The sequence below is a fragment of the Klebsiella sp. 1SOBk10mer genome (genome assembly GCF_046602535.1).
In the GTDB taxonomy this organism is placed as follows: Bacteria; Pseudomonadota; Gammaproteobacteria; order Enterobacterales; family Enterobacteriaceae; genus Klebsiella; species Klebsiella quasipneumoniae.
Genome location: NZ_JBKIUP010000002.1, coordinates 541835 through 557447, shown reverse-complemented (window position 1 = coordinate 557447; position 15613 = coordinate 541835). Strand labels below are relative to the sequence as shown.

The following is a 15613-nucleotide window of genomic DNA, read 5'->3' as shown; positions in this document are numbered from 1 at the left end:
GTTATGTTTCCCTCACAATTACCGACCCCGCGCCGCCCGGCGGCGCAGAGCATTCCCTCCCTGCGCTGGGGCATCATCGGTCCAGGCTGGATCGCCGAGCGCTTTGTGCACTCATTGAAAACCCAGAGCCGGCAGCAGGTGGTGGCCGTTGCCTCCCGCAGCCAGGCGAAGGCCGACCGGGTAGCCGCGGAATGGGGGATCCCCCAGGCTTACGGCCATGTGGCGGAGATGCTGGCGCGTCCGGATATTGATGCGGTGTATATTGCGACGCCGCACAACCATCACTTTCCCGACGGCATGCAGGCGCTGAAGGCGGGCAAACACGTGCTGATTGAGAAGCCCTTCGCGCTCAACCTTGGCGAAGGACGTGAACTGCAGGCCGAAGCCGCCCGCCAGGGAAAACTGGCGCTGGAGGCGATGTGGTGCGATTACGCGCCGAAGTATGATGTGATCCGTCAGCTGCTGGAGGATGGGGTACTCGGCGACCTGCATACTCTGCTGGCCGATCACGGCGAGTATTTTACTACTGACCACCGCATCTTTAATGCCGACCTTGCCGGCGGGCCGATGATGGATCTCGGCAGCTATCTGACCTCGTTTGCGCTGATGGTAGGCGGCATGCCGCAGGAGATAGTCGCCCGCGGCAGCGCGACGGCGGAGGGGCTTAACGGTCAGACGTCGATGCTGTTCAGCTGGCGGAACGGGATGCAGGGGCTGTTAAACACGACGTTGTTCAGCAACACGCCGGGCGGGGCGGTGGTGGCCGGACGTCAGGCGACCCTGACGATCGACGGTCAGTTTTACGCCCCCGGCGGGTTCACCCTCGCTGCCAGCCAGGGTGGGCAGGCGCTGCGCTGGGAAGAGCCGCGCAATCGCTACGACCAGCTGTTCTGGCAGGCGGAGCATTTTGCCTGGTGCGTCGGTCAGGGGCTGCAGGACTCGCCGCTGCGGCCGCTCAGTCGGGTGCTGCAGAATCTGCAGGTGATGGATGAGGTGCGGCGCCAGGTGGGCGCGGTGTTTAACGAAGAACGCTAAGGGGCCGGCCGGGCTTTGGTTTGCAGGCCGCACGAGCGTGTCCGCCATTGCCCGGCACCGGGACGCGCACGGTGCCCGCCGTCCTTGCCCGGCGGCGCTGCGCTTGCGCGGGCCTGGGATATCTATGCAACCGTTTGATATTAAATCGGATTAATGCCTGTGTTATGTAGGCCGGGCAAAGCATCGCCGCCGCCCGGCATAAAGGCAGGTTCAGAGCCTGATAGCTGGTGCCACGCAACCCCTCACCGACAGTCGTCGACGGCGACAAACTGGCCGCGCTTCAGAGACTGAACCGCCGCTTCGGCAATCGCCTGCGCCTGCAGGCCGTCCACCAGGCCGGGCAGGTCGGCCACGGTTTCGCCATTCAGAGCGCGGATAAAGGCGTCAAGATGCTGGTAATAAGATCCTTGCACCCGGCTGAACCAGTCCGGCCACAGGCCTGGCTCAATGCGCTGATTGCCGCGCCACAGGGTAGGGCCCGCCGGCGACTGGCTGCCGGACTCCAGCGCGCCCTCTGCGCCCAGCAGGGTGATCCGTTCATCATACCCGTGGCCGGTGCGGCGGGTGTTGTCCAGCTGCGCCAGCGCGCCGCCGCGCATCTGCATCATCAGGATGGAGGTGTCAACATCGCCAAATTCGGCGATTTCCGGCAGGGCCAGCGCCGCGCCCATCGCCGCCACGGTATGCACTTCATCGCCGGTGAGAAAGCGCAGAAGGTCGAAGAAGTGAATCGCCTGATCGCGCATCTGACCGCCGGAGCTGCGCAGATAGTCGAGCGGCGGCATGCTGGAGGCGCGGCAGACCATCTGCACCAGCTCCACCCGACCGATCGCGCCCTGCTCCAGCTGGCGGCGGAGCTGCTGATGGCTGCTGTCGAAGCGCCGGTTAAAGCCGACGGTGACCGGCACGTTCAGGGGAAGCACCCGCTCCACCACCTCGCGGGCGCGCGCCAGGGAGAGGTCGATCGGTTTTTCGCAATAGACCGCCTTGCCCGCCCGGGCGGCGGCTTCCAGCAGTTCGGCATGCGACGGGGTTGAGCTGGCGATCAGCACAGCGTCGATGGCGTCGCTACGGAGAGCCTCGCTCACCGTCACCGCCCGGGCGCCATAGCGGGAGGCCAGCGACTGGGCGCGCTCCGGCGCGACATCGGCTACCATCGTCAACTCGCTCCCGTCATGACGGGCGAGGCTGGCGGCATGAACCTGACCGATAAAACCACTGCCTACCAGGGCAAAACGTTTGCAATTCATTATTTTTCTCCAGAATGGCGAAGGGAAGGTGCCACCATAATCGGTTTGCTAAACTCACTGACACTGCCGTTTTGATGTATTTCCATCATTGAAGAGAGGGGCGATGAAAAACATGTCACTGGCGATGCTGGCCAGACAGATTGGCGTCGGCGTGGCCACTGTGGACCGGGTGCTGAACGAACGCGGCGGCGTATCGCCGCAGACCACGCGCAAAGTGCTGCAGGCGGCGCGGGAGGCGGGGCTGAAGCGGATCCTGCCGGAGGAGCACCGCTTTCCCTGGCAGATTGAGCTCTTTCTCAGCAGCAATGACTCGTTCTTTTTTCCGCAGCTGGCGCAGGATTTCGCCGCCGTCGCGGATAGCCTCGGCTATCGCCGTCTGACCCTGCACCGCACCTTTGTCCCGGAGTTGCAGCCGGCGACCCTGGCCCGGCGCATTATGCGCAGCTGCCAGCAGCGTCAGGGGATCATCGTCTTCGGCAATGACCACCCTGTGGTGCATGACGCGCTGCGCCGCTGCCGGGAAGCGGGCGTCCCCGTCATCACCCTGGCGACGGATCTGCCCGGCGCCGACCGGCTCTGCCACGTCGGGATCAATCAGCTGCAGGCTGGCCGCACCGCGGGGTTAATGATGGGGAGAATGACGCCGCGGCCCGGGGAGGTGCTGATGGTGAGCGGCCGGGAGGATTACAGCGCGCATCGCCTGCGCATCCAGGGGTTCCGCGAGGTGCTGAGCCAGCGCTTTCCCCACCTGCAGCTTAATGAGGTGCTGGCGGGCGAGGAGCGGCGGGAGCAGATCACCCGCCTGCTGGAGCAGGCCCTGTGCCGCAGCCGGCATATTGTCGGGATCTATAACACCGGGCTTGGCAATACTCAGATTGCCGAGGCGCTGGCTCGCCACCGCCGCGAAAGCGACGTCTGCTGGATCACCCATGAGCGCTACAATACCACCCGCCAGCAGCTGGCCCGGGGCAGCCTGGCGTTAACGCTCGATCAGAACACCCGCCAGCACGCCCAGCTGGCGATCGACCTGATGCTGCGCCATCTGGAGTCCGGCTATCAGCCGCAAACCTATGCCGACGGGAAAGTCGACTTTATCCTCTACAGCGCCGAGAACGTGGACTAAGGCGTGCGGCGCCTCCCTTCCTGACAACACGGATTTCCCCGGCGGGTAAATGCCAACCCCGCCGGGGGCGATCGCTTTAAAGCGTTGTCTGCCTCTCATTTTTCGCTCATTTATGCAGCAATGTTAGATGTCTGTCAAAATTCTGTTACTGCATAGTTTTAAAATTTTCATTTCAGTTATTTACTTATAAAAGTTTCAAATGTCTTGTTAATGAAATAAATGGTCTGGAATTCACGGTGTGGCATAAATGGACTGATGTTTCAAAAAAGTGATGATAAAACAGCCATTATTTGTGATTCCGATCACGACGAAATGCGGAAAACCCCGCAGCGCCGTCGCCGTCACAACAGACATTTGTCGCAACCTGACTGAAATTAATTTTTCATTTTGTTTCATTCACCGGCGTACCTACAAAATCAAGGATCAACTATGAATATTAAGAAAACGATTGTTGCCTCTTTGTTAGCCTGCATGCTGCCTGCGGTGGTTATGGCAAAAGATGTCTCCATTGGCGTCTCGATGGCGCTGTTTGACGATAACTTCCTGACGATCCTGCGTACCTCGATGCAAAAAGAGATGAAAAAAGATGGGGTGAAATCGCAGATCGAGGATGCGAAAGGGGATGTCTCCCAGCAGCTGCAGCAGGTGCAGAACTTTATCGGCCAGGGGGTGGACGCCATTATCGTTAACCCGGTGGATACCAATGCGGTGAAACCGATCATGGATCAGGCCACCAAGGCCGGGATCCCGCTGGTATTTGTGAACCGTCGCCCGCAGGCGGAGCTGACCGACAAGATGGCCTATGTGGGGTCGGACTCGATTCTCGCCGGCCGTCTGCAGATGGAAGCGCTGGCGAAGGCGATGAACGGTAAGGGCAATGTGGCGATACTGCTCGGCGACCTGGCGAATGAATCTACTCGCGACCGCACCAAAGGGGTGGAAGAGGTCGTCGCCAAATACCCGAACATCAAAATCGTGCAGAAGCAGACCGCGAAATTCACCCGCAATGACGCCGTGGACGTGGTCAGCAACTGGATGACCAGCGGCGAGGATATCCAGGCCATCGCCTCCAACAACGATGAAATGGCGATCGGCGCCCTGCAGGCGCTGGGTAAAAATCCGAACCATATTCTCATCGCCGGCGTGGATGGCACCCCGGATGCGCTGCAGATGCTGAAGAGCGGCAAGATGATCGCCACCATCTTCCAGGATGCGAAAGGCCAGGGTGAGGGCGCCGTAGACGCGGCCATCAAGCTGGCGAACGGTGAGAAAGTGGAGAAAATCATCGACGTGCCGTATCAGCTGATCACCAAAGAGAACATGGCTGAATTTACCAATCGTAATCAGAAATAATCCTGGCCAACCCGCTGTACGGAGGTGGATGTATGAACGCTTTTGCCCTTGAAGCCGAAGGTATCAGTAAGTTCTTCCCCGGCGTGAAGGCGCTCGATAATGTCTCATTACGCGTGCGCCCGGGAACGGTGCACGCCCTGATGGGTGAGAACGGCGCCGGTAAATCCACGCTGATGAAGTGCCTGATCGGTATCTATCGCCCGGATAAAGGATCGATTCGCGTGAAAGGTGAGCCGGTGGAGTTTACCGACACCATGGATGCGCTGCGCTCGGGGATATCGATGATCCACCAGGAGCTGAATCTGGTGCCGCATATGACGGTGGCGGAGAATATCTGGCTGGGGCGCGAGCCGATGAAGTACGGCTTTGTCGACCACGGCCAGCTGACCCGCCAGACCCAGGCGCTGCTGGATAAGCTGAATATTCGCTTAACCGCCGACCGGCTGGTGGGGGACCTGAGCATCGCCGCCCAGCAGATGGTGGAGATTGCCAAAGCGGTCTCATGGAACGCGGATATTGTGATCATGGATGAGCCCACTTCGGCGCTGACCGAAGGCGAGGTAGCTCACCTGTTCACCATCATCCGCGACCTGCGGGCCCAGGGCAAAGCGATCATCTATATCAGCCATAAAATGGATGAGATCTTCGCTATCACCGATGAGATCAGCGTCTTTCGCGATGGGACCTGGGTGGGGAGCAAAAACACCACCGAATTTACCCGCCAGTCGCTGATCACCCAGATGGTGGGCCGCGAATTAACCCAGCTGTTCCCGAAATTTAATAACACCATCGGCGAAGAGGTGCTGACGGTGCGCAATCTGACGCGCCAGGGCGTGTTCCATGATGTCAGCTTTACCGTGCGTCGCGGCGAGATCCTCGGCGTGGCCGGGCTGGTGGGCGCCGGGCGCAGCGAGGTGATGGAAAGCCTGTTTGGCATGGAACGCTTCGACAGCGGCGAAGTGCTGATCGACGGGGCGCCGGTGACCATTGATTCCCCCTCCGTGGCGATTGAAAAGGGAATGGCGTTATTAACCGAAGACCGTAAAAAGTCGGGCCTGTTTCTGGTGCTGTCGGTGCTGGAAAATATGAGTATCGTCAAAATGCCGGAATATATCGGCAAGAGCGGTTTTGTCCAGCACGTGAAAATGGCCGAAGACTGCATGGAGCAAATCCGTCGGCTCAATATTAAAACGCCGACGATGGATCAAATTATTAATAACCTCAGCGGGGGGAATCAGCAAAAAGTTCTGATTGCGCGCTGGCTGTTAGCGCAACCGAAAATCTTAATTCTCGATGAGCCGACCCGCGGCATCGACGTCGGGGCGAAGGCGGAAATTTATCATCTTATCAGTGAACTGGCGAACCGGGGGGTGGCGGTCATTATGGTCTCCTCTGAGCTGCCGGAAATCCTTGGCATGAGTGACCGGGTCATGGTGATGCATGAAGGCCGTATCACCGGCATCCTGGAAAAAGACGAAGCCGACCAGGAAACCATTTTGTCGTTGGCATCCCATTGAGGCACAGAGAATGAGTAATATGAAATTAACGGCGGCTCCGGCCAGCGAGGGTTCCTCCTTCTTCGCTAATTTGCGGCATAAAATGCCGAAAGATACCGGCATCTTTGTGGTGATGCTGGTGATTGCCCTGACCTTTGAAATCGCCGGCTGGTATGTTCGCGACCAGTCGTTCCTGCTCAATACCAACCGCCTGGTGCTGATTGTGCTGCAGGTGGCGATCATCGGCATCATCGCCGTCGGCGTCACCCAGGTGATCATCACCACCGGGATTGACCTCTCCTCCGGCTCGGTTATCGCCCTCGCGGCGGTGGTGGCGGCGAGCCTGGCGCAAACCTCCGACAGCCTGTCGCCAATGTTCCCGGCGCTGGTCAACCTGCCGGCGGTGATCCCGATTTGCGCGGGGATCGGCGTCGGCCTGCTGTGTGGGCTGACCAACGGTTTCCTGGTGACGCGAACCGGCATCCCGCCATTTATCGCCACCCTCGGGATGATGGTCTCGGCGCGCGGTCTGGCGCAGTATTACACCCAGGGCAATCCGATAAGCTTCCTCTCCGACAGTTTTACGGCGATAGGCCAGGGGGCGATGCCGGTGATCATCTTCTTCGTGATTGCCGCAGTGTTTCACATTGCGCTGAAGCATACCCGGTATGGCAAATATGTGTATGCCATCGGCGGCAACATGACCTCGGCCAAAGTGTCCGGCATCAACGTGAATAAATACCTGGTGATCGTCTACACCATCGCCGGGGCGCTCTCCGGGCTGGCTGGGGTAGTGCTGGCGGCGCGCGTCAGCAGTGGCCAGTCGAGCATGGGGATGTCCTACGAGCTGGACGCGATTGCCGCGGCGGTGATCGGCGGCAGCAGCTTAATGGGTGGGGTGGGGCGCATTACTGGCACCCTGATTGGCGCGATGATCCTTGGCCTGATCAAGAGCGGCTTTACCTTTGTCGGCGTCGATGCCTACGTGCAGGATATTATTAAAGGGATCATTATCGTCGCGGCGGTGACCATCGACATGCGCCGCAACCGGAAAAAACGCTAATCTTATCAACTGGCGGCAACGGCGAAGCGCGTCGTTACCGCCAACCCTGTCCAGAAATAAACAAAATACGTCCCGCCAGGCGCCGGCTGTCTGTTTTTCCCGCGCTGCGCATCCTGTACAGTTTCGCGACTTTTGTTGTCCATTCGCCAGGGGGCCACGCCTTGCCCCCTGTTTCTGGAGTCGTATGAATACACCATCCTTAATCAAATCCTCGCCGCTCTCGCGACCGGGGAGAAGGGGCATTATCGTCAGCCTGCTGGCGGGACTGGCGATCCTGATCCTCAGTCGGGGCGTGAACCTGCCGGCCAGAGAGGTTTACCGTGAGATGCATACCCGGCAGCTGGAGGAGGATGCGCGGTGGGTGGCGGAACGCCTTGAACAGCGGATGAACACCCCCGCTCCGCAGCGGGAAGCGACCTGGCCGCTGGCGGTGATGCGCGCCGATCTGCATACCCTGGCCCGGCAGCGGCATTATCGGCTACTGCTGGTGAATGGCGACGGGCATCTGCTGGCGGCATCGCATGCGCTGCCGGCCAGCGTGCTGGCCCAAGTGCAGGCACAGTTCCCGCGGGAGATGCAGCCGCCGCTGTTCGGCAGCCATTACCAGACCATTCAGCCCTTCGCCCCGCATCAGCGGATGTTAAGCCGGGCGCTGAACGGCAATGCCGGCCTGGCGGGCTGGAATCTCGTGATGCTGGCGCCGGACGGCGGATTGCCCTCGCTGCTGATGGCTTACCGCTGGCAGGTAACAATTGGCCTCGGCGTGGTGCTCGCCAGCGTGCTGCTGACGCTGAGGCAGGCGGCGCGCGCCCGGCGAAAACGCTAATCGCCGCCGGCGCCGTCAGGCATGGCGAAACTGCAGGGTAGCGGGCAGATAGCGCTGGAGCGGCTCCGGCGCCTGGCCGTCGATCAGCTGGCTGAGCAGATCGTAGCAGTGCCAGGCCAGCTGGCGATTATCCTGCTGCACGGTATCAATGCGCAGGGAAAGTGAATCGTACAGATAGTGATCGTCGAAGCTGGCGAGATGAATATTGGAGTCCAACAGATGGTGCTGGCTCATATAGCGCAGGACCCCTTCCAGCAGGCCGCAGGCCGCGGTGAACAGCGCCTTCGGCGGCCGTCCCAGCCGCGCGCAGAGCGCGGCGAACATCTCGTAGCCGGAGCTGGGGTGATAGTTGCCGTTGATCACCCATTCGGGACGCAGCGTAACCCCCGCCTGAGCCAGGCCCTGGGTGAATCCCGCCAGCCGGTCGCGCGAAGGCGATAGCCGCGGCTGGCCGCCGAGAAACCAGAACTCGTCCGCATGCTGAGGGGCGATGCGGGAGATCAGTTCGGCCGTTGGGGTGACCGAGTCAGTCATCACCAGCGGCAGGGCGCTGTCGCTGGGGGAGCGGTCAAACAGCACCACCGGCAGCTGTTCGCTGAGCTTCAGGTAGTCGGCATCGCTGTGCATGCACGAGGCGACGATCAGGCCGTCGACCTGGCGGGCAATCATGTTATTGACCACCACGCTCTCCTGGCCGGGGTTTTCGTCGGTGCAGGAGATAAGCAGCTGCACGCCGGCTTCCCGGCAGAGCGTCTCAAGCTCATGGGAGAAAACGGCAAACCCGTAGTTGGTGATTTCCGGCACCACCAGGCCAATGGTATGGCTGCGGTTATCACGCAGCGAGCGCGCGTGAATGCTCGGCTGATAGTGCTGCTCGCGGGCGATCGCCAGCACGCGCTCGCGCGTCTCCTGCGCCACGCGCAGCTCTTTGCCACGACCGTTGAGTACCAGGCTGGCGGTCGCTTTGGAGACGCCCGCCAGTTCGGCGATATCTTTGATAGTTACGCGTTTGGTTTTCATCAGCACCCGGGAGCCTGAAAGCAAAACGCTTATTCTACCATGCATGGCCGCAGCAGCCAGCGGCAGAATGCCACCGGCGTCGCACCGCTGAAGATGAGCTGCCCCGGATAGCCCGGGAAGAAGCGGCTGCTCATTACCCCTTCGCCATCGTTGATGAAAATTTCCACACTGGAGCGGTCGATAAAGATCTGCAGCCGCCGCGCCTCGCCGCGCCAGTAGCGATGATGCATCTCCGCCGTCTGCAGGCCGCGGCGCGACAGGCGCAGGCCGTCGCGGTTGACGGTGAGCTGTAGGGCGCCGGCAAAATCCAGCCCCAGCGTGCTGTTGGGGGCGATGTCAAAGGCCAGCTCCATCGGGGCGAGGGGCAGGGTCTGCCCGCGCCAGCCCTGGGCTTCCCCGCGCAGGGCGGTCAGTTCGCGCAGCGGACGCTGATACAGGGCACCCGACTGCCACGCCAGTTCGCGCACGCAGGTCATCTGGTGGATCCATCCCTGCGCGCGGGTGGGCTGATGCATCTCTTCCCCGTCCGGGACGCCCATCCAGCCGACCAGCAGGCGGCGGCCATCTTCGGCCAGCATGGTCTGCGGCGCGTAGAACTCAAAGCCGCTGTCCAGCTCGTGCAGCGGGCCATGGTCGAAGGCGCCGCGTTCGGCGTCGAAACGGCCTGCCATCCACACCGCAGGATAGGTATTGAGAAAACGCTGAGCTTCGCGGGCCAGCCCCTGCGGGCAGCAGATCAGCAGGTGGGTGTCCGCCAGCGGAAACAGGTCCGGGCACTCCCACATGTAGCCACCGTTCGCCAGGCCGTTAACGTCATGCCCGGCTATCTCGCCCACCAGGCGCCAATCCCGCAGGTCGCTGGCGGTAAACAGCAGCACTTTGCCGCGCTGTTGCACATCCTGCGCCCCGAGGACCATGTACCAGCGCCCGTCCTGGCGCCACACCTTAGGGTCGCGTACATGGCCGGTATAGCCTTCCGGCAGCGGCAGTACCGGCCCCAGCTTGCTGAAGGTGCCATCGGCATTTTCCGTCGCCAGACATTGCCAGGCGGTGCGCCCGCCGTCGGGGAACTTCACGTTGCCGGTGTAGCACAGGGTCAGGGTACCCTCGAACTCGACTGCGCTGCCGGAGTAGCAGCCGTTGCGGTCATACTCTTCATCCGGCATCAGGGCGATAGGTTCATGCCGCCAGTGCAGCAGGTCGGCTGAGCTCCAGTGTCCCCAGCACTTATAGGTGTGGTCGCAGGCGAGCGGGTTCCACTGATAAAACAGGTGGTAACGCCCGGCGACCTGGCAAAAGCCGTTGGGATCGTTCAGCAGTCCGCTGACCGGCGCCAGATGCCATTGCGGGTAATGGTCGTCGGCCAGCGCCTGCGGCTGGCCCTGCATAACGGCCTGCAGGATCGCAGGCAGGCGTGACGGTAATGACATTATTCAGCGTCCGTTTTGTATTTCAGCGTCAGAGAGAGTACGAATGCCACGGCGAAGGCGATCGCCATCCCGATAATGTAGTTCAGCAGCGAACTGGCCTGCACGATGGCCATTCCCGGGATCGCCGTCAGGCCCACCGCGGTCATGTAGACGTGCATCGACACCACCCAGGCGCCGCCGGCGGCACCGCCCACCAGTGCGGCGATGAACGGTTTCACAAAGCGCAGGTTAATCCCGAAGATCGCCGCCTCGGTGATCCCCAGCATCGCCGAAAACGCCGACGGCAAGGTAATGGCTTTGATTTTGGCATCTTTGGTTTTAAACCACACGGCAAAGCAGGCGCCGCCCTGAGCGACGTTGGCCATCGCCCAGATAGGCAGCAGGAAGTTGACGCCGATTGACGGATTGCCGAGCAGACCCGCCTCAATGGCATGGAAGCTGTGATGGATACCGGTAATGACGATCACCGAATAGAGGCCGCCGAACAGCAGGCCCGCCAGCCAGCCGGCATGGCTGATAAGCGTGCTGAGGATAAACGAAATGCCGTCGCCGAGCGCGCGCCCGGCCGGGCCGATCAGCAGTAGGGCGATAAAGCCAGAGATAATCACCGTCAGGAACGGCGTGAGGATCAGATCCAGCGCGTCAGGAATAACGCGGCGCAGCCGTTTTTCGACAAGGCTCATAAACCACACCGCCAGAAGCACCGGGAAGACCGTACCCTGATAGCCGATCATCGCCACTTCGATGCCGAAGAAATTCATGGTGTGGAAGCCGGCGGCGACGCCCCAGGCGTTGGTCAACGCCGGGTGGGTGAGGATCCCGCCGAGGGTCGCGCCCAGATAAGGGTTGCCGCCAAATTCGCGGGCGGCGGTAAAGCCGATCAGGATCGGCAGAATAATAAACGCCGCCGAGCTGCACATATCCAGCATGATATAGATAGCGTTGCCCGGGTCGACCCAGCCGTAGGTTTTCACCATCCCCAGCAGGCCCATCAGCAGGCCGGAGGCGACGATGGCGGGAATAATCGGCACAAAGATGTTGGACAGCAGGCGGGCAATGCGCTGGAACGGGTTCAGCTTTTTCGCCGCCAGGTCGGCGGCTTCGGATTTGCTCGATTCGCTGATACCCGCCGCCTGGATAAAGGCAGCATAGACTTTATTGACCACCCCGGTGCCGAAGATGATCTGCATCTGTCCGGCATTACGAAAGCAGCCTTTCACGCCGTCGATTTTGCCAATCGCCTGCTGGTCGGCGAGCGCGTCGTCGACCAGCACCAGCCGCAGCCGGGTGGCGCAGTGCGCGGCGCTGGCGATATTTTCCTTGCCGCCCAGCAGGGGAAGCAGTGAGCGGGAAATCTGTTCAAAATCCATAGTACCCTCTGAATGCATGATGATATGGCGTGGGCGGCGCCGGCCATGGCTGGCACCGCGAACCTTATATTTATGTTTTACTTACCCTGTCGCCCGGGTTCACGTCAGAACCAGGTCTCCATTTGCATACCGAACGACCATTCGCCGCCCGATTTGAACCCGTTGCTGCCTAACGCGTCGTCGTTGGCGTAGTTATCCAGCTTTTTGCTCCAGTCCATCCACGATGTATAAAAGCGGATCTCCGGGCGCGAGAAGAAGTCGCCGATGCTGCCGACCTTGAAGGTCGGGGCGAAGGTCAGCTTGTAGAAGCTGCCATTGACCGCATGGCGATCGTTGTAGCCTTCAGGCTGCAGATCCATGTACTGATAGCTGCCCTCCCAGGCGAGGGCGAAGTTCTGCGTCACTTCCTGAATCAGACGCAGGTTGAGAGTGGCCCACTGATAGCTGTCGCCATCGACATAGCGATCTTTACTGCTCTGCGCCAGCACGGCCGGGGCAATAAACCAGCGATCGCTCAGCGGGGTGGTGCCGTAGCTGGCGAAACGCCAGGTGTTGGCTCCCGGACGCAGCGCGCCGTCGGAGCCGATGCCTTTGACCTCGGCGCCCAGGCCGTGACCGTACAGCAGGGCCGTTTTGCTGGTCCCGTCGCGCAGGCCATAGAAGCTCTCATTGTGCAGACCTAGCAGGGCATGAACCCCGGTGTTAGCGGCATCGCCTTTCACCAGATTGCCGTTTGCGTCCTGGCGGTCGTCATTATCTTTCGCCCGCATCCCGCTGACCATCATCTGCACCGGGCCGGCAAAGTTATTCATGCTGACGATATAGTTCTGCACGCTGTTGCTGCTGTCGGCGATATCGCCAAAGTTGCGGCCGTATAACGAGAAGTTGCTGCGCAGGCTGTCGTTCCACTTCACGTCGTAGATCCCGCCGCCGGTCCCGGCGAGGAACACCACATCCGAGTCAATCCAGTGGATATCGAAGTTGTCGCGGTCAAAGCGCTTCCCGGCCCACAGGGTCGAGCCTTTGAACGGACCCTCGAAGGTCGGCAGGTTGCCCAGCTCGACGAACGCCTGGCGCACGTTCAGGTCGCTGCTGCTCGCCGTCCAGTCGTTATAGGTGGTTTGCCCATCGGCCACCATCACTTTGAACCGGGTGGTCGCCCCGTTGTCCAGGGTCTGCTTATGTTCGAGGTTCATTTCCACATAGGTGTCGGCCTGGTTGCCCAGACGACCAATGGCGCCGCCGGTTTCCCCGGCGGGGGTCATATAGGCCCCGGATTTCGTGCTGGCGGCGGAGTCGTTCATGATCACCCCGGAGCGGGCGTAGCCGTGGAACTCAAAGCCGCCGGGCCGTTCGGCTTTTTCTTCCAGTTGGGTGGTGCGTTTGGCCACCTGCTGGGTGGTGGCCTGGGTTTGTTGCTGCTGCTGGGTTAGCTGCTGAACTTTCTGCTCCGCCGAGGCGGCGCGGCTTTCGGCAGTGCTGGCGCGAGTCTCGGCATCCTGCAGACGTTTTTCCAGGGCGGCGAGACGCGCTTCAATGCTGTTCAGGTCTGTCTGCCCATGGGCGGCGGCGGCGCCGGTTAGCAAAGCAATAAGAATGGCTAACTTCCGTTTTTTATACATGTTGGTGACATCCAAAGGTAAATCAGTGAGTGTGCTAACGTTTGCTAAACCGGTTTAGTTAATATGGTAAACATGTCGGTAATGCGGTGAAAATAAAAATTGCTAAACCGGTTTAAGAATTGTGATGTCGCCAGCAAAGTGGGCCGTTAGCCGGCCCAACGGGATCACAGCGAGCGCTGAAGATCGTCCCTGTAGGGCAGGGCGGTCATGGCGCCTTTGGCGGTGGTGGCCAGCGCGCCGCAGGTTTGCGCCAGCGTGAGGTCGGGAGCCAGGGCGGCGAGGTTGTCAGGGATACCGTGGGCGGCGAGTCCGGCGAGCAGCCCGGCGACAAAGGCATCGCCGGCGCCGGTGGTATCGACGACGACCACCGGGCGGGCAGGGAAGTGGCTAACCTGCCCGCGCAGCGCGGCCTGCACCCCCGCTTTGCCCTGGGTCACCAGCAACAGCGTCGGCTGGAAGCGGGCGTTCAGCCGGGCGATGCCGCTGACGATGTCGTCGCTGCCGCTGATAAAAGCCAGCTCCTCTTCCGAGAGTTTTATGGCGTCGGCGAGGGCCAGCGCCCGGTCGAGACAGTCGCGCAGTTCCTGTGGATCCTGCCACAGGTCGCTGCGGATATTGGGGTCGAAGCTGACATAGCCCCCGGCGCGCTTTATCGCCTCCATCGCCGCGAATGCCGTGCTGCGGCTCGGCTCCGCGCTGAGAGCGATAGAGCAAACGTGCAGCCACTGACCGGCGGCAAACGGCGGAAGATCCTCAGGCGCAAGAAACAGGTCGGCGCTCGGGCGGACCATAAAGGTAAAGGTGCGCTCACCGTGGCGATCGAGATCGACCACCACCGTGGAGGTGCGCTGCGCCGCATCGAGGCGCATATAGTTCACATCCACCTTCTCCTGCGCCAGGGTGTGACGCATAAAGCGGCCGAAGGGATCGTCGCCGACGCGGCCGATAAACCCGCTATCGCCGCCGAGCCGCGCCACGCCGACCGCGACGTTGGCCGGCGCGCCGCCGGGGCATTGCAGCAGGCGGCCCTCTCCGTCGGGCAGGAGATCGACGACCGCATCGCCGAGTACCCAGATTTTACCATTCATAGGACTAGTTCCTCTTAGCTAAACTTTGTTAAACCGTTTTAGCTAATTAAAGCACAGCCTGGCGGCAAGCGGAACGATTGGCGGACGAAAGGGCGGGTCGAGGGTGAAAAATGTGAGCCAGGCGGAATATTTCGCCACTCCAGATCTGGACTTTTCCTTCCTGACCCGCTTAGGTATAGTTCCACAGGCCGCGGTTAGCCCCGCCGCGGTGATAAAAGGTGAAGGAGTGCGTAGCGCGATGAACCCCAGTTTTGGCGATATTTACGATCGGTACCAGAAGCTGACGCTGACCACGCACCTGCCGGCGGTGATCGCCTGCAGTGAAACCCTGAGCCTGAGTAAAGACCAGCCGTTTCTGCCGCAGCCGGGCTATCTCTATTTTTTGCTGCAGGGGCAAATGACGCTGGCCTTTGGTGACGAGCAGAACCTTATTGGGATTGTTATCGCGCATATGCCGTTAGGGTTGCTGGAACATTATTGTCCGTCGGTGGCGCTCTATTATCAGTGTCTGGGCGAATGCCAGCTGGCGAAAATATCCGCCAGCGATTTTGAACGGATATTCTTTCATTCGTCGCCGGGCTATATGCAAGAGCTGACCACGATCCTGGCCTATATGGGTATATTTGCCCTTGATGCCCACTATGAACGCGGCAGCCAGACTAGCTTTCAGACTATTAAGTCGATGCTGTCGCGCTATTTATATCGCGGTGAAATCGATGGCGGGCAACATGAAAGTCTGTCGGCATTTATTATTAAACGGACCAATCTCTCGCGCAGCTATGTTTATCAGGTGCTGGCCGCCCTGCGCGAGGGGGGATATATCACGGTGAAAAAAGGCAAACTGATTTCCATCGACCGCTCTATTCCTGAGAAATTCTGATTCAGATTCGTCGGCTCCCCGACATAACGTCGCTAAAATCCGCCCGGGGAAAGCGCT

Annotated in this window: 12 protein-coding genes and 1 pseudogene; 7 read left to right on the top strand and 6 right to left on the bottom strand. The window is 60.6% G+C overall.

The genetic code is table 11. From position 1 onward, the window contains the following. Positions 1-3 precede the first annotated feature (3 nt). A complete protein-coding gene (locus ACLH1I_RS08375; protein WP_023319879.1) occupies positions 4-1035 on the top strand; it encodes a Gfo/Idh/MocA family protein in 1032 nt (343 codons plus the stop codon). A 242-nt stretch (positions 1036-1277) separates the two neighbouring features. On the opposite strand, the gene ACLH1I_RS08370 is transcribed toward ACLH1I_RS08375, so the two are convergent. Beyond that, positions 1278-2285: a Gfo/Idh/MocA family oxidoreductase gene (locus tag ACLH1I_RS08370; protein ID WP_130947775.1), complete on the bottom strand. Its 1008-nt coding sequence runs from the start codon at positions 2283-2285 to the stop codon at positions 1278-1280. A 103-nt stretch (positions 2286-2388) separates the two neighbouring features. Between ACLH1I_RS08370 and ACLH1I_RS08365 the strand changes: the two genes are divergently transcribed. The 5 genes and pseudogenes from ACLH1I_RS08365 to ACLH1I_RS08345 all read left to right on the top strand — a co-directional run bounded on the left by ACLH1I_RS08365 (position 2389) and on the right by ACLH1I_RS08345 (position 8108). Then, the gene (locus ACLH1I_RS08365) at positions 2389-3408 is read left to right on the top strand and encodes a LacI family DNA-binding transcriptional regulator (protein WP_198079557.1); all 1020 of its coding nucleotides are present in this window, start codon (positions 2389-2391) and stop codon (positions 3406-3408) included. 429 nt (positions 3409-3837) lie between these two features. Then, positions 3838-4761 carry a sugar ABC transporter substrate-binding protein gene (locus ACLH1I_RS08360; protein ID WP_002892597.1) on the top strand — a complete coding sequence of 308 codons (924 nt, stop codon included), beginning with the start codon at positions 3838-3840 and terminating at the stop codon, positions 4759-4761. A 32-nt stretch (positions 4762-4793) separates the two neighbouring features. Beyond that, positions 4794-6278 carry a sugar ABC transporter ATP-binding protein gene (locus ACLH1I_RS08355; protein ID WP_004202401.1) on the top strand — a complete coding sequence of 495 codons (1485 nt, stop codon included), beginning with the start codon at positions 4794-4796 and terminating at the stop codon, positions 6276-6278. Between the two features lie 19 nt (positions 6279-6297). After that, complete coding sequence (locus ACLH1I_RS08350; RefSeq protein ID WP_025999105.1) at positions 6298-7320, top strand: ABC transporter permease; 1023 nt, start codon at positions 6298-6300, stop codon at positions 7318-7320. A gap of 184 nt (positions 7321-7504) precedes the next feature. Then, positions 7505-8108: pseudogene (locus ACLH1I_RS08345) on the top strand (hypothetical protein). A 53-nt stretch (positions 8109-8161) separates the two neighbouring features. On the opposite strand, the gene ACLH1I_RS08340 reads toward ACLH1I_RS08345, so the two are convergent. The 5 genes from ACLH1I_RS08340 to ACLH1I_RS08320 all read right to left on the bottom strand — a co-directional run bounded on the left by ACLH1I_RS08340 (position 8162) and on the right by ACLH1I_RS08320 (position 14676). Then, positions 8162-9172 carry a LacI family DNA-binding transcriptional regulator gene (locus ACLH1I_RS08340; RefSeq protein ID WP_017898803.1) on the bottom strand — a complete coding sequence of 337 codons (1011 nt, stop codon included), beginning with the start codon at positions 9170-9172 and terminating at the stop codon, positions 8162-8164. Between the two features lie 23 nt (positions 9173-9195). Continuing rightward, entirely contained in the window at positions 9196-10596 is a 1401-nt protein-coding gene (locus tag ACLH1I_RS08335) for a sucrose-6-phosphate hydrolase (RefSeq protein WP_049117075.1), read from the bottom strand. Next, on the bottom strand, positions 10596-11966 hold the full coding sequence (locus ACLH1I_RS08330) for a sucrose-specific PTS transporter subunit IIBC (protein ID WP_004202407.1): 1371 nt from the start codon (positions 11964-11966) through the stop codon (positions 10596-10598). The genes ACLH1I_RS08335 and ACLH1I_RS08330 overlap by 1 nt, the downstream gene beginning before the upstream one ends. Before the next feature lie 104 nt (positions 11967-12070). Beyond that, the gene (locus tag ACLH1I_RS08325; RefSeq protein WP_004202408.1) at positions 12071-13588 is read right to left on the bottom strand and encodes a carbohydrate porin; all 1518 of its coding nucleotides are present in this window, start codon (positions 13586-13588) and stop codon (positions 12071-12073) included. A gap of 164 nt (positions 13589-13752) precedes the next feature. Then, on the bottom strand, positions 13753-14676 hold the full coding sequence (locus ACLH1I_RS08320) for an aminoimidazole riboside kinase (RefSeq protein WP_151628481.1): 924 nt from the start codon (positions 14674-14676) through the stop codon (positions 13753-13755). Positions 14677-14914: 238 nt separating this feature from the next. Between ACLH1I_RS08320 and ACLH1I_RS08315 the strand changes: the two genes are divergently transcribed. Then, the gene (locus ACLH1I_RS08315; protein ID WP_004202412.1) at positions 14915-15556 is read left to right on the top strand and encodes a Crp/Fnr family transcriptional regulator; all 642 of its coding nucleotides are present in this window, start codon (positions 14915-14917) and stop codon (positions 15554-15556) included. The last annotated feature ends 57 nt before the right edge of the window (positions 15557-15613 follow it).